At 41.1% G+C, this 13,916-nt stretch carries 10 protein-coding genes; 9 read left to right on the top strand and 1 reads right to left on the bottom strand.

All coding sequences use genetic code 11. From position 1 onward, the window contains the following. Window positions 1-187: 187 nt before the first annotated feature. From BLO34_RS12480 to BLO34_RS14590, 4 genes are all read left to right on the top strand, one after another. On the top strand, window positions 188-3,334 hold the full coding sequence (locus BLO34_RS12480) for a DNA polymerase III subunit alpha (protein WP_090755757.1): 3,147 nt from the start codon (window positions 188-190) through the stop codon (window positions 3,332-3,334). A 119-nt stretch (window positions 3,335-3,453) separates the two neighbouring features. After that, a complete protein-coding gene (locus BLO34_RS12475; RefSeq protein WP_090755755.1) occupies window positions 3,454-4,716 on the top strand; it encodes a putative DNA modification/repair radical SAM protein in 1,263 nt (420 codons plus the stop codon). After that, on the top strand, window positions 4,713-5,498 hold the full coding sequence (locus BLO34_RS12470) for a TIGR03915 family putative DNA repair protein (protein WP_090755754.1): 786 nt from the start codon (window positions 4,713-4,715) through the stop codon (window positions 5,496-5,498). The genes BLO34_RS12475 and BLO34_RS12470 overlap by 4 nt, the downstream gene beginning before the upstream one ends. A 306-nt stretch (window positions 5,499-5,804) precedes the next feature. Further along, window positions 5,805-6,020 (top strand): hypothetical protein, encoded by a 216-nt coding sequence (locus tag BLO34_RS14590; protein ID WP_157686817.1) that lies wholly within the window; start codon window positions 5,805-5,807, stop codon window positions 6,018-6,020. Window positions 6,021-6,132: 112 nt separating this feature from the next. Here BLO34_RS14590 and BLO34_RS12465 read toward each other — a convergent pair whose 3' ends face one another. Beyond that, window positions 6,133-7,158: a LacI family DNA-binding transcriptional regulator gene (locus BLO34_RS12465; protein WP_090755752.1), complete on the bottom strand. Its 1,026-nt coding sequence runs from the start codon at window positions 7,156-7,158 to the stop codon at window positions 6,133-6,135. 151 nt (window positions 7,159-7,309) lie between these two features. On the opposite strand from BLO34_RS12465, the gene BLO34_RS12460 reads away from it, so the two are divergent. The 5 genes from BLO34_RS12460 (at window position 7,310) to BLO34_RS12440 (ending at window position 13,857) form a co-directional block, all read left to right on the top strand. Then, complete coding sequence (locus BLO34_RS12460) at window positions 7,310-9,943, top strand: TonB-dependent receptor (RefSeq protein ID WP_090755750.1); 2,634 nt, start codon at window positions 7,310-7,312, stop codon at window positions 9,941-9,943. A gap of 92 nt (window positions 9,944-10,035) precedes the next feature. Next, window positions 10,036-10,398 (top strand): glutaredoxin family protein, encoded by a 363-nt coding sequence (locus BLO34_RS12455; protein ID WP_090755749.1) that lies wholly within the window; start codon window positions 10,036-10,038, stop codon window positions 10,396-10,398. Beyond that, window positions 10,382-11,764, top strand: coding sequence for an MFS transporter (locus BLO34_RS12450; RefSeq protein WP_090755747.1), 1,383 nt, complete (start codon window positions 10,382-10,384; stop codon window positions 11,762-11,764). The genes BLO34_RS12455 and BLO34_RS12450 overlap by 17 nt, the downstream gene beginning before the upstream one ends. A 3-nt stretch (window positions 11,765-11,767) precedes the next feature. Then, window positions 11,768-12,934: a glycoside hydrolase 100 family protein gene (locus BLO34_RS12445; RefSeq protein WP_090755746.1), complete on the top strand. Its 1,167-nt coding sequence runs from the start codon at window positions 11,768-11,770 to the stop codon at window positions 12,932-12,934. Further along, the gene (locus BLO34_RS12440; RefSeq protein WP_090755744.1) at window positions 12,931-13,857 is read left to right on the top strand and encodes a carbohydrate kinase family protein; all 927 of its coding nucleotides are present in this window, start codon (window positions 12,931-12,933) and stop codon (window positions 13,855-13,857) included. The genes BLO34_RS12445 and BLO34_RS12440 overlap by 4 nt, the downstream gene beginning before the upstream one ends. Window positions 13,858-13,916 lie beyond the last annotated feature (59 nt).

The following is a 13,916-nucleotide window of genomic DNA, read 5'->3' as shown; positions in this document are numbered from 1 at the left end:
AAGATTCTACAAGAAATCAACAGTTTGGTGTTCAGCGTCTGGAGCTTGAAATTTTGGGATTTTGGGATTTTGGGATTTTGGGATTTTGAGATTTGGGATTTGGGATTTTTCAATTCTAGACTCTTGATTCTAACATCTCTTTTGTTTTTGTTTTTGTTTTTGTTTTTGTTTTTGTTTTTGTTTTTAAATGTATTTGAACAACCACACATATTACTCTATGCGATACGGCACTTTTAATGAACAAGTGCTCATCGATATTGCTGTGGAAAATGGTCTAGACACCATCGTATTGACAGATATCAACAACACGAGCGCGTGCCTCAACTTTGTGCGCCTGCTTGAAGGAAAGTCGCAAAAGCCGGTGATAGGAATCGACTTTCGCAATGATCATCAACCTTTATATGTAGGCATTGCAAAAAACAATGCGGGTTTTCAAGAACTGAATGATTTTCTATCGCAACACGTTCATAACAAAACACCTTTACCTGAATTAGCTCCAGCATTCCAAAACTGTTTTGTCGTTTACCCATTGGAGCAGGTTGTGGAGCAGAGAAAAACTCGCTTTCGCGAAAGCGAATTCATAGGAATCTCCATCACGAGCCTACGTAAACTGCCGTTTACAGATTACCTTAATTACAAGGATAAACTAGTGATCCTACAACAGGTGACGTTCAGAAATAAAAAGGATTTTAATGCTCATAGATTGCTGCGCAGCATTGACCTCAATATTCTCCTGAGCCAGCTGCCCGTGGATCAACAGGGAAATGAAACTGACAGAATGATTCCAATTACTGAACTGGAGTCCATTTTTAGCGAGTATCCATTCATCATTGAAAACACTAAGAGATTACTGGAACAGTGCAGCATTAGCTTTGATTATGACAAATCTCAGCTTAATGCCAACCAGAAAACCTACCATCGCAATGGTACAAATGAAGAAAATTCTGCAGCAGACTTTGAACTCCTAAAGCAGCTCGCTCAAGAGGCCATTCCCTTTCGTTATGAGGAATCCACGACAGACATAACAGAACGAATCCATAAAGAGATCACAACCGTGGCGAGAAAAGGTTTTGTCGCGTATTTCCTGATCAACTGGCATATTTGTAAATATGCTCGCGAGCAAGGTTATTTCTACGTAGGTCGCGGTAGTGGTGCCAATAGTATTCTTGCTTACTTGCTTCAAATAACTGAAGTGGATCCCATTGAACTGGATCTATATTTTGAACGTTTTATCAATGATTACCGCACTAGTCCGCCAGATTTTGACCTTGATTTCTCTTGGGATGATCGCGAGGACGTAACCCGATTCATCTTTGCGGAATTTGGCGAGCGAGCCAATGTCGCCCTGCAAGGAACCTATGTGACTTTTCAATATCGTGCAGTCTTGCGAGAATTGGGTAAGGTATTCGGTTTACCACGAGCAGATATTGATATGCTTACTTCTGGTCAGTGGAATTTCAATTTGCTGGACCAGATGCATCAGCTCGTGATCAAGTATTCCAAATACTTGATGAATATGCCCAACTATACCAGCATTCACGCTGGCGGTATTTTGATCACAGAACGTCCCATTCACTACTATAGCGCCACTAACCTACCGCCCAAAGGTTATCCTACCGTACAGTTTGACATGCATATTGCAGAAGATGCCGGCATCCACAAATTTGATATTCTCGCACAGCGCGGTCTGGGAAAAATTAGGGATGCCATTCAGATCGTTAAGCAGAATCAGCCCGATGCTGTACTTGCAGATGTTCGTCGTGACGTGAAAAAATTCATGAAGGACGAGAGCATCAATGCCATGATCTCACGCGCAAAATGTATAGGTTGTTTCTACATAGAGTCGCCGGCGATGCGCATGTTGTTGAGCAAACTGGCCACCAATGATTACATAGGTCTGGTCGCGGCGAGTTCAGTGATTCGTCCTGGTGTGGCGCAAAGCGGTATGATGCGCGAGTTTATCCTGCGCACGCGATACCCAGAAAAACGTGCCGAGGCACATCCCATCATGCAAAGCATTATGCCAGAAACCTACGGGATCATGGTATATCAGGAAGATGTCATAAAGGTGGCAAACCATTATGCAAAACTCGATCTGGGCGAGGCAGATGTCCTGCGTCGCGGCATGAGCGGTAAGTATAGATCACGTGAGGAGTTCCAAAAAGTGGAAGAAAAATTCTATAGTAACTGTCTCAAAGAAGGTCATGATCCTGCGGAATCTCAGGAAATTTGGAACCAGATCAAGAGTTTTGCGGGTTACGCTTTCGCGAAAGGTCACTCTGCATCATACGCCGTGGAAAGTTACCAGAGTCTGTACTTGAAAAGATATTTCCCGCTGGAATACATGACGGCAACCCTCAATAATGGTGGTGGTTTCTACAAGCCAGAACTTTATGTGCATGAAGCCAAAATGTGCGGTGCAACCATTGAAGCACCATGTATCAACAATAGTGATGTAGCAAATGTTATTAAAGGCACGTCCATTTATTTAGGGTACAGCTATATCAATGAATTTGAAAAAAAAGCGATGACCTCTATCGTTGAAGCACGATGGCGTGATGGTGATTTTCTATCACTGGACGATTTTATCAATAGAGTGGTGATAAGCATTGACCAAATCAGTTTATTGATACGTATCAATGCGTTTCGATTTACGGGAACCGATAGGTATGAACTATTGTGGCAAGCCCATTTCAAGATGGATAAGACTCCTAAAAAAGCGCTGCAAAAACAATTATTCGTTCCCAAATTTAGGCAGGCACATATACCTAAACTAACTACCACGCAATATGAGTTAGCCTTTGAACAAATTGAGCTTTTGGGCTTTCCATTGTGTTCGCATTTTGACTTGCTGGTTGAAGAGCCACGCAACAATAATACTTGCAAAGATTTGGCGAGATACCTCAACAGGAAAATTTTGATTTATGGATATGTGGTGAATATCAAAACCACACATACAGCAAAGGGCAAGCGCATGCAGTTCGGGACGTTTTTAGATGGTGACGGTCATTTTTTTGATACCGTGATGTTTCCACCTGTGGCTGCAAAAATCAGCTTTCGCGGCAGCGGTATTTATGCCGTTTATGGTAAGGTGGTGGAAGAATTTGATTTCTGCTCCATTGAGGTTGAGGATATGAGAAAAGCAGATTACATACAAGACCCGCGATATGCAGAGGATAATCCGCAGACGATACAGCGACTGGATAAACAAGCGAGCCTGCGCGATCGCCGTATGGGAAATGGCAATGGTTACAGACGACCTGAACTACCCCATGAAAAAGTAAATGTTCACCAACCTGGCGCTGGGCGCAAACCTGGAAAGGTTAGGGAATGAAACTAAGCGATGGTGCCATTCGAGCATTGAGATGACTACTAACAGATGCCGCTATGCATCGGCATGACACGATTAAGATTTGAACGAAGTAAAAATACCTGTGTGAACAGGCGGTTTATATGAACTACGAAAGAATAAAAGAAAAACTGGAAATACTGGCAGATGCTGCGAAGTATGACGTGAGCTGCAGCAGTAGCGGTAGCAAACGACAGAACAAAAACAAAGGCTTGGGAGATTCCAGCGGTATGGGAATTTGTCATAGCTATACTGAAGATGGTCGTTGTGTTTCATTACTCAAGATTCTACTTACCAATGTGTGCATTTTTGATTGCGCCTATTGCGTGACGCGCAAATCCAATGATATTAAACGAGCTGCTTTTAGCGTACAGGAAGTAGTAGATTTAACGATCAACTTTTACCGTCGCAATTATATTGAAGGTCTGTTCTTGAGTTCGGGAATTTTCAAAAGTCCAGACGCTACCATGGAGCGATTGATACGAGTTGCCAAAAAACTACGCCTGGAAGAAAACTTCAACGGTTACATCCATCTTAAATCCATTCCCGGCGCAAGCGATGAGCTCATGCAGGAAGCTGGTCTATATGCAGATCGGTTATCCGTCAACATTGAGATTCCAACCAAAGCTGGATTGAAGCTACTTGCTCCCGACAAGGATCACAAAGACTTTATCCAACCTATGAAAGCCGTTCAGAAATCGATACAGATCTATCAATCTGAAAAAAAACTCATTAGAAACACACCGGTTTATGCACCAGCTGGCCAAAGCACCCAGATGATCGTGGGTGCAACGGGCGAGAGCGATCGTGATGTGATGTACAGTGCCAACTATTTCTACAGCAAGTTCCAGATGAAGCGTGTTTATTATTCGGGTTATGTTCCTGTGGCAAACGACTCGCGATTGCCAGCGATAGGAACACAAGTTCCCATGATGCGCGAGAACCGACTCTATCAAACCGACTGGCTCTTGCGTTTCTATGGGTTTGATGTGCGTGAAATTCTCAACGACCAGCATCAGAACCTGGATATGGATATCGACCCAAAACTCTCTTGGGCGCTGCGCAATCTAGATCAGTTCCCTATAGACATCAATAAGGCCGAAAAGCGTATGCTGGCTCGAATACCTGGTGTTGGAATGAAATCCGTAGGCAAAATATTAAGTGCGCGCCGCTACAGGAAATTGAACTGGGAACATTTAAAAGCCATAGGAATCTCCATGAACCGTAGTAAGTACTTCATCACTTGTAACTCGAGGGAATTTGAGAGAAGAGACCTTACTGGCATTCAGATCAAAAACCAAATCCTACTATCTGGCAGCAGCAAATACAGCAAGAATTTCACCAACCAACTAAGCCTATTTTCATGAACAATGTCTTGACATATGATGGCTCCTTCAATGGGTTTTTGACGACGGTCTTTACCATTTATGCGCACAAGATCAAAAACCCCATCATACAGCCAGAATCGCAGGCGCAGAATCAGTTGTTTGGCGAGGCGCATACCATAGTAACTGATCACGATAAAGCCGAGCGTGTCCTGAAAAAGATTCAAGAACTTACCAATAAGAACGATTTCTATGACCTGTATCGCGCTTTCTTAAGTGAGATCATCGGGATCGAGAATACGCTTTTTGAATATTGCAGGACATCCTTTGAGAACAATAAATCACCATCTGGAGATTATGGGAACTCCACCGTTTTGAAAATTTCGCAAGCGGCAAAAATGGTAGGTCGAGAAAAGCACCGTATGGAAGCTTTCATAAGATTTCACCTTATCGATGGTGATGTTTACTATGCTAATTGTGAACCAGATTTCAATGTGCTGCCGCTTATCAGCAATCATTTCAAGAACCGTTATGCAGACCAGAAATGGATTATTTATGACTTAAAAAGAGATTTTGGGATATCCTATGACTTGGAAAAAGTAGAGGAAATCACCATCCAATTTGATGATCCCATTGCAAAAAAGGGCGTGACTAATAAGTTAGCTGGAAATGAATCCCACTTTCGCGAAAGCGAGAACAACTACCGTGATCTATGGAATCAATATTTTAAGAGTGTCAACATTGAGTCGCGCAAGAATATGAAATTGCACTTACAACACGTCCCAAAACGCTACTGGAAATATTTAAGTGAGAAGATCGATTGAAAAAGGTGCCAAAAGAAAAACTGCCAGTCAAAAATCATGTCTTCAGTCGGGTCCCTACACCTTCTTGATTAATGATTACTAATGGCAGCCTTATCTATTTTCAATCGTAAATGTAAGAGTATGCTAAAATGATTATAGGAAAATTGACCCAATTTGTGAAGTATGGTATATTTCTCGTGAAATAATGTTGTCTGAAAGTGATTTAGGAACATCATAACATACATAATATCAAGTGTTTATTTAACTAATGTTAACTAAAAATTTGAATATGTTATCTACATTTATTCCAACTTTAAATACAATACAATGAAAAGAGTTCTTCTTAACACACTCACGATATGCCTGTTTATGGGCCTAACCTCTTGCCGTGAATCCACTGGAGAAAAAGCGAGTGAAGCGATCGAGTCAGCCGCAGAAGATGCTGAAGACAATCTGGAAAAGGTTGGCGATAAAATCGAAGAAGTAGGAAATGAAATTGATCAAGAAATCGATGAGGAACGAACGGATGCTGACGATAATTAGCGATCTATAAGTTTTAAACAAAAATGCAGCTGTTACAGCTGCATTTTTTATTGGAGGTTGATGTGGTTATCGCTTTCGCGAAAGCGAAATAAAAAGTCACTGATCCTCACTTCTATATCGACCTTGTAGATTCTCTTTTAATAAGCGCAGTTTCCAACACCTTTATTTTAGGGGTTAGTTGTGTTTTAGACTTCATGGCTTGCATCTCCTTATGTAAACGTTTGAAGGCTTCTTTACCCATTTCAAAACCTGGCTGGTCAATAGTGGTCAATGAAGGAGAAATTGCAGAGGACATGAACCAGTTACTAAAGCCAACTATGGATATTTGCTCTGGAACCTTGATCCCAATTTCCCGAAGTCTAGTAATTGCACCTATGGCCACCATATCTGTATTTATAAAAACACCATCGACATCTGGATGTTCTATTACGAGCTGCTCTGCATAATCACCACCTTCTTCAAAGCTCATATCGCTGCATATATAAACAAGTGATGGGTCATAGGGCATATCATTGTTACGCAATGCCTGTCTATACCCTAGAAATCTATCAATAGAATTTTGAGGTAGTAAAGGACCTCTGAAATGTGCGATACGTTTACATCCAGTATCGATCAAATGCTGCGTTGCAGTTTCTGCCGCCTTGCGGTCATCAATAATAATTTTTGAGCAATTGACAATTTTGGCAACCTTGTCAAATAGAACCAATGGCTTGCCCTGCTCCATAAAATCTGTCAAATGATCAAAGTCTGCGGTGGCATTTGCCAGTGAAATTAATAAACCGTCAACGTTCTTATTAAGCAGTAACTCCATTTGCTTTTTCTCAAGTTTATAGGACTCATCGCTTTGAAGTATGATGACTAGGTATCCTTTTTTTTCTGCTTGACTTACAATTCCTTTAATAACGCTGGAAAAAAAGTGGTGAACGATCTCTGGGATAATCAGACCTATGGTTTTGGATTCCTTAGTCCGTAGGTTTACCGCAAAAGAGTTGGGCCTATAGTTCATGGTCACCGCAAGCTCTTTGACCATCGCCTTTGTTTTTTTGCTTACATCTGGATAATCTTTCAGGGCTTTAGAAACGGTGGTGATGGAAATTCCGAGGATTTCGGCTATTTCTTTTAAGGTAGTTGGTTTCATTAAAAAAGTTAAGTATTGAAATTTAAGAAAATTTTCGAAAACGTTTTCGGTAATATCGAAAACGTTTTCGTTTTTAATTTCTCGTTTTTAATTACCTAACACTGATAGATTAGCAATCTCAACCGTAATAACTTACAAATTCGTAATCGACATGAAAACAAAAAATTCACTACAAAAGATTGCCTCAATAATGGCTTGCTTTGTTTGCCTAGTAGGTTTCTCGCAATCAGATATCACTGGTACTATTACAGATGCCAGTGGTACGCCTTTACTTAATGTAAATGTGATCCTACAAAACACTACAAAAGGCGCCATCACAGATTTTGATGGTAACTACACCATTTCCAATGTTGAAGATGGAGATTATATAGTGGTAGCAAGTTCTATAGGATATACCAAGGTCGAAAAGGCACTCAATGTTTTTGGCGAGGATCGTGTCCTAAACTTTGAACTTGCAGAGGATGCAGCTTCACTAGATGCGATTGTGGTTACTGGTGTAGCAAACCCAAAGTCTAAACTAGAGTCATCTGTATCGATTACTACCCTAACACCTACAGTGATTGAGCAATCTGCACCTAGAACTACCGCAGAAATTTTCAGAACCATTCCTGGAATACGTGCAGAATCCTCTGGTGGAGAAGGTAATTCAAATATTGCCGTACGTGGTGTACCAGTTTCCTCTGGTGGATCTAAATATGTGCAAATCCAAGAAGATGGATTGCCTGTATTGCTGTTTGGTGACATGTCCTTTGCCACTGCAGATATTTTCACGAGATATGATTCCAACATAGGCAGAATTGAAGCCATACGCGGTGGATCTGCATCTACTCTTTCTTCAAATTCTCCTGGTGCAATCATCAACTTGATTAGCAAAACGGGCCGTGTGGAAGGTGGATCGCTTGCCACCATGTTTGGTGCAGACTATAATAGCTTCAGAACTGATTTTGAATATGGAGCTCCTATTGCTGATGGTCTATATTTTCACATGGGTGGTTTCTATCGTGTAGGAGAAGGTATCAGAGATGCAGGTTATACTGCCAACAACGGTGGGCAATTTAAATTCAACATTACTAAAGAATTTGAAAAAGGATATGTAAGACTTTACGCAAAGTATCTTAACGACAAGGCTATCGCATATTTACCTAATCCAATCGCGGTTTCTGGAACAAATGATGATCCTGATTTTGAAGACATCAGAGGATTTGATGCAAACGGTCAAACACTTCACACTCCATTCTTACGTCAGAATGTAGGATTAGGAGATGCTGGTGAATTGAGAAGATCAGATGTTGCAAATGGTATGAACCCTATATCCACATCTGTAGGTGTTGAAGCTTCATTTGATTTAGTAGATGGCTGGAGATTTAACAACCGTGGAAGATTTTCTTTCAATAAAGGTGGGTTCAACTCTCCATTCCCTGCTAGTGTGTTAACTGCTAGTGATTTTTTAGCAGGTGAATTTGCTACCTCACGTGACTATGCAAACCTTACGTTTGCTAACGATGGTAGCGCAGTTCCTGGTAACACGATAGTAGCTCCTACTGTTTTATTTGACACACAGTTAAATAACTTCAACAATTTCATGAATGACGCACGCCTTTCAAAGTCTTTTGACAATATTGATATCACTTTAGGTTATTTCAAATCGTACCAAAACGTAAGTATGTCCTGGTTATGGAACTCTTACCTGCTAGAAGCATCTGGTGACCGCGCTAGACTTATCAACGCTACAGCCTCTAATGGTGATGCACGTAGTGAGAATGGGCTTATAGGATATGGCGCAACACTTTTCGGTAACTGTTGCCAGCGTAATTATGATACTGACTATAATGTGAGCGCTCCATATGTAGATGTTTCTATTGAGGCAAGTGAAAACCTTAACTTCAATGCAAGTGCCCGTTTTGACAAAGGCCGTGTTGATGGAACTTTTGCTGGACCGGTACAGACTGCTTTTGATGTAAACAATGACGGTGAGATCTCTTTTATTGAGCAGTCAGTTTCTGCTGTTGATGTGGCAAATCCTACCACGGTAGATTACGATTATGACTACTTCTCATATTCCTTAGGTGCTAATTTAAAGTTATCAGAGTCTCAAGCAGTGTTTGGAAGATATTCTAGAGGCGCTTCCGCGAAAGCTGACAGAATACTCTTTGCAGGACTTAACTACCTTGACGGTGATGCCATCAATGCTCTTGACTTTATCAATCAAGCCGAAGTAGGATACAAGCAAGGATTTGAAAATGGAGCTTTATATGCTACCGCATTCTATGCAAAAACAACCGAAGAAGGTGGTTTTGAGGCAACTTCACAGCAAATAATCGAAAATGATTATAAGTCCATAGGTCTAGAACTGGAAGGAACCTACAGATTTGATAACCTTAACCTACGTGGTGGTATTACCTATACAAATGCTGAGGTTGACTCAGGAGACAATGCGGGTAACACGCCTAGAAGACAACCAGACTTTATCTATAACTTCTTGCCATCGTACAGTTTTGGAGCTGACTCACAGAACAACGTAGGTCTAAGTTTTATAGGACAAAGCAAGGCTTTTGCTCAAGATAACAATGCATTGGTACTACCTGCTTTCTTAATCGTAAGTGGTAATGTAAACTTCCAGATTGCAACGAACTTGACGGCTAATCTATCTGCAAACAACATCTTTGATACACTAGGTATCACAGAATCTGAAGAAGGTTCCATTACTGAAGGTCAGACCAACTTTATTAGAGTACGTCCAGTCCCAGGAAGATCAGTATCCTTAGGATTGGGATATAGATTCTAAAAGCATTAGCCCAATTACTTTAGTTTAGATGAGTACCTTGGAGTTGCTGAAAGCTAGGTTTTCAGCAACTCTTTTTACCTAAAGCCTTTCTAATGAAATCCCTTTTTTTCTTACTCTTCTCGTTCACCACGGCGCTTGCGTTCTCACAAACCGAAACATCAACGCAGCAAGAAACCCAGCTCATCGTTTATGGAATTGACGATTGTCATTACTGTCGCGATTCAAAAGCTATATTGGACAAAAACAAAGTGGAATACACGTTTTATGATGTGGATACGAATGTTGCCAAAAGAAAGGAAATGATCGAAGGGTTGAAGGCAGCGTCCATTGACCTAAAAAACTTGAACATGCCAGTGATCAAAAAATCTGGCAGATACCTTATCAATGACGGTGACTTTGACAAATTCCTTGAAAAATTAATCCCTTTTACAAAAGATCATGTTTCAAAAAGCTAAACTAAGTTTCTGGCAGATATGGACTATGAATTTTGGATTCTTCGGGATCCAGTTCAGTTTTGGTCTGCAGCAAAGTAACATGAGCGCCATATACAAATACCTAGGCGCAGAGGAAAGTGAGATCCCTATATTATGGCTTGCTGGACCTGTTACTGGATTGATCATACAGCCTATTATTGGAGCGATTAGCGATGGGACATGGTCACCTAGATTTGGTCGTCGCAAACCTTTCTTTCTGATAGGAGCGATCTGTGCCAGTGTGGCTTTATTGTTCATGCCTTACTCGCCATCTATCTGGATTGCAGCGAGTTTGTTATGGATTCTAGATGCCGGAAACAATATAGCGATGGAACCCTACCGCGCATTTGTTTCTGACATTCTTCCCAAAAAACAACATTCACTAGGGTTCCTGATGCAAAGTTTCTTTACCGGATTAGGAACAACATTGGCAAACTTTACTCCAGCTATACTGATTTCCATAGGTTTCTTTGCGCTGACTGATACGATGGATAATGGAATTCCCGTAGCGACCTATTGGGCGTTTTTCATCGGAGCTTTTGCATCTATTGCCAGTATTTTGGTTTCAGTTTATACCACTAAGGAATATCCACCAACTGAGGAAGAACTTGCGGCTATAAAAGCCGAAAAAGAACACGGTAATATCCTGACAAGAACATGGAAGGACATTGTCACAGCATTCAAAGAAATGCCACTGACCATGAAGCAGCTCATACCTGTGAAATTCTTTACCTGGTATGCCATGTTCTGTTATTGGCAGTACTTAACATCTGCCATGTCGCTGTCATTTTTTGGAACGCTAGATACCGATACGTCTGGCTTTAAAGAAGCACAGGTCTTGACGGGTCAGGTAAATGGTTCCTATAATATTGTTTGTTTTATGGTAGCCTTTGCATTAGTTCCTCTGGCTTACAAAATAGGGGCAAAAGGAGTTCACTTTTTTGCACTTATCCTTGGAGGAATAGGAGTTTTCTGCATTCCCTATTTAAGCATTACCGAAGTGTTGTTTTCCATACCCAACCCATTTGGTGGCAACTCCATTCCTATTTATACTTTATATCTAGCAACGGTAGGATTAGGTATCGCTTGGGCGTCCATGCTAGCGATGCCGTATCAATTACTAGCAGGTTCCATCCCAAAAGAGAAAACAGGAGTCTATATGGGTATTTTCAATATGTTCATAGTAATCCCTATGATCATCCAGATTTTGACCATGCAAGGATTTGTTTATGAATTGCTAGACAGTAACCCTATCAATGTCATCAAACTTGCCGGTGTGTTTCTAGCCATTGCAGCTGTCTTTACTCTATTCATTAAAGTAAAACGTAAAAACCAAGTAGTTCAATAAATTATGGAAATCACTCAAGATCCATCAAGCCTTTTAGGTGCAGCACGATCAGATCGTGGTTTTCTCGCGAGTGCCTCAGACATTTCAAATTACAAGCGCATATGGGCTAGAGATGGAGTTATTTGTGGTCTTGCAGCTCTGATGGACGGCAACAAATCCTTAATCGACACCTTTAAATCAACGCTGGAGACACTGGCCAGCCATCAGCATGAGTTGGGACACATCCCATCAAACGTGCATTTCAAAGAAGATGGAAAAAGCGAGGTCAGTTTTGGAGGTCTTGCTGGCCGTGTCGATACCATTTCCTGGTTTATTATAGGGGTCTGCAATTATGCATCACATACTGGTGATAGAGACTTTTTCAAAAAAATGCTTCCTAAAATTCATAAAGGATTCCAGCTTCTCAAGGCTTGGGAATTCAACAATAACTATTTGATCTACGTTCCCAGATCAGGAAACTGGGCAGATGAGTATATTACTGAAGGTCATATTTTCTATGATCAGGTACTGCGGTTATGGGCAATGCGCTGCGTTCAAAGACTGGACCCGACAGATTCTAGACAAGAAGAAATAGAGACCATTACATCAATTTTGGAAGGTAATTATAAGGCTGGAAATTATGAAAACCCATTCCACCCAAAGGCCTATAAGTCTCTAGAGAATAAACCATACTGGATGGCATCGATCAACCCATCAGGCTACCAGACAATGTTTGACGCTTTTGGGAATTCCATTGCCTTGTTATTGGGATTGGGAAGTGTTCGCTTTCGCGAAAGCGTAATCAACTACTCAGAAAACCTACGTGCCACATTGCCTCTTAACTTGTTACCAGCTTTTTGGGAACCGATTAAGGAAGGCGACAAGGATTGGGGCCTACTGACTGACAACTGCAAATATGAGTTCAGAAACCATGCCTATGAATTTCACAATGGCGGTACCTGGCAAATGGTTAATGGTTTTTATGGAATGGCGCTTGCGGAAGATTTTCCTGACACCAGCGATAACGTCCTAAAGGAAATTAGAAAACTTAACAGTGTAGAAGATTATGGTTACTATGAGAACTTCAATAGCGAAACCAGCGCCGCCATAGGAATCAAATACTGTACATGGAGCGCTGCTGGAGAGATATTAGTTAGAGAATACAGGAATGGAAAGAAGTTGCTGATATGAAAGAAACAAAAAACGTCAAGGTCATTTGCATAGGTGAGATCCTAATTGATTTTATTGGATCCCATAGTAGTCCAGATATTGCTAGCACAACAGAATTCAAACGTTATCTGGGCGGCTCTCCTACTAATGTAGCCATGAATCTCAATAAACTAGGCTGCAATGCAGCACTCGTGGCAACGATAGGAAACGATGGCTTGGGTAATTTTCTGTCGCAAGAAATGAGCGCACTGGGAATGAAACAAGAGTATGTTAGAAAAGTGGACGATTTACCTACCAGCGCCATTCTAGTTTCAAAAACTGCAGAAACTCCAGACTTCATAGCCTATAGAGAAGCAGACTGCCAGATCTTAAGCTCCCAATTACCAGATGAATTAATCAAAACTGCATCTGTATTTCATACGACTTGTTTTGCGCTCAGTCGCAATCCAGCACGAGAAACGATTTTAAAAAAGGTCAAGGTTGCAGCTGCCGCAGGCTGTTCTATTAGCATCGATCTTAACTATTCTGAGAAAATCTGGCCGGATAGAGAACAAGCCATTAAAACCATAAAAGAATATTGCTCTTACGACACCATGATCAAAATCAGTGTTGACGATATGGTCCGCCTATATGGGAATGACTTTAGTACCACAGATCTTTTTGATACACTTCATAACTATGGCGCACGATTGATTTGCCTGACTCGTGGTAGTGAAGGTGTCCTAGTTTCCCAACGAGACAAACCACTCATTGAGATGCCAGCTATTCCCTTAGAAAAGGTTGTGGATGCTACTGGTGCAGGCGATGCTTTCTGGTCGGGATTCCTATGTGCCACGCTTGAGGGTCGTGATATTGAACAAAGCGTAAAATTTGCACTTCAAGTGGCGTCCATTAAATTGACTACCATAGGTGGATTACCTAAGGAGTTGAACTTACAACCGTAGCGACTTGATACAATTTTTTAGTAGTCAGGATTGATTACTAAGTTCGCTTTCGCGAAAGC

The organism is Nonlabens sp. Hel1_33_55, from assembly GCF_900101765.1.
Classification (GTDB): domain Bacteria; phylum Bacteroidota; class Bacteroidia; order Flavobacteriales; family Flavobacteriaceae; genus Nonlabens.
Note: the sequence above shows the minus strand (reverse complement) of the source record. Positions and strands in the feature narration are given on the sequence as shown.

Excerpts from the sequence above, each read along its gene's own strand:
- BLO34_RS14590 (WP_157686817.1), top strand. The coding sequence starts at position 5,805 with ATGAAAAGAGTTCTTCTTAACACACTCACGATATGCCTGTTTATGGGC.
- BLO34_RS12440 (WP_090755744.1), top strand. The coding sequence starts at position 12,931 with ATGAAAGAAACAAAAAACGTCAAGGTCATTTGCATAGGTGAGATCCTA.
- BLO34_RS12450 (WP_090755747.1), top strand. The coding sequence starts at position 10,382 with ATGTTTCAAAAAGCTAAACTAAGTTTCTGGCAGATATGGACTATGAAT.
- BLO34_RS12460 (WP_090755750.1), top strand. The coding sequence starts at position 7,310 with ATGAAAACAAAAAATTCACTACAAAAGATTGCCTCAATAATGGCTTGC.
- BLO34_RS12480 (WP_090755757.1), top strand. The coding sequence starts at position 188 with ATGTATTTGAACAACCACACATATTACTCTATGCGATACGGCACTTTT.
- BLO34_RS12455 (WP_090755749.1), top strand. The coding sequence starts at position 10,036 with ATGAAATCCCTTTTTTTCTTACTCTTCTCGTTCACCACGGCGCTTGCG.
- BLO34_RS12445 (WP_090755746.1), top strand. The coding sequence starts at position 11,768 with ATGGAAATCACTCAAGATCCATCAAGCCTTTTAGGTGCAGCACGATCA.
- BLO34_RS12470 (WP_090755754.1), top strand. The coding sequence starts at position 4,713 with ATGAACAATGTCTTGACATATGATGGCTCCTTCAATGGGTTTTTGACG.
- BLO34_RS12465 (WP_090755752.1), bottom strand. The coding sequence starts at position 7,158 with ATGAAACCAACTACCTTAAAAGAAATAGCCGAAATCCTCGGAATTTCC.
- BLO34_RS12475 (WP_090755755.1), top strand. The coding sequence starts at position 3,454 with ATGAACTACGAAAGAATAAAAGAAAAACTGGAAATACTGGCAGATGCT.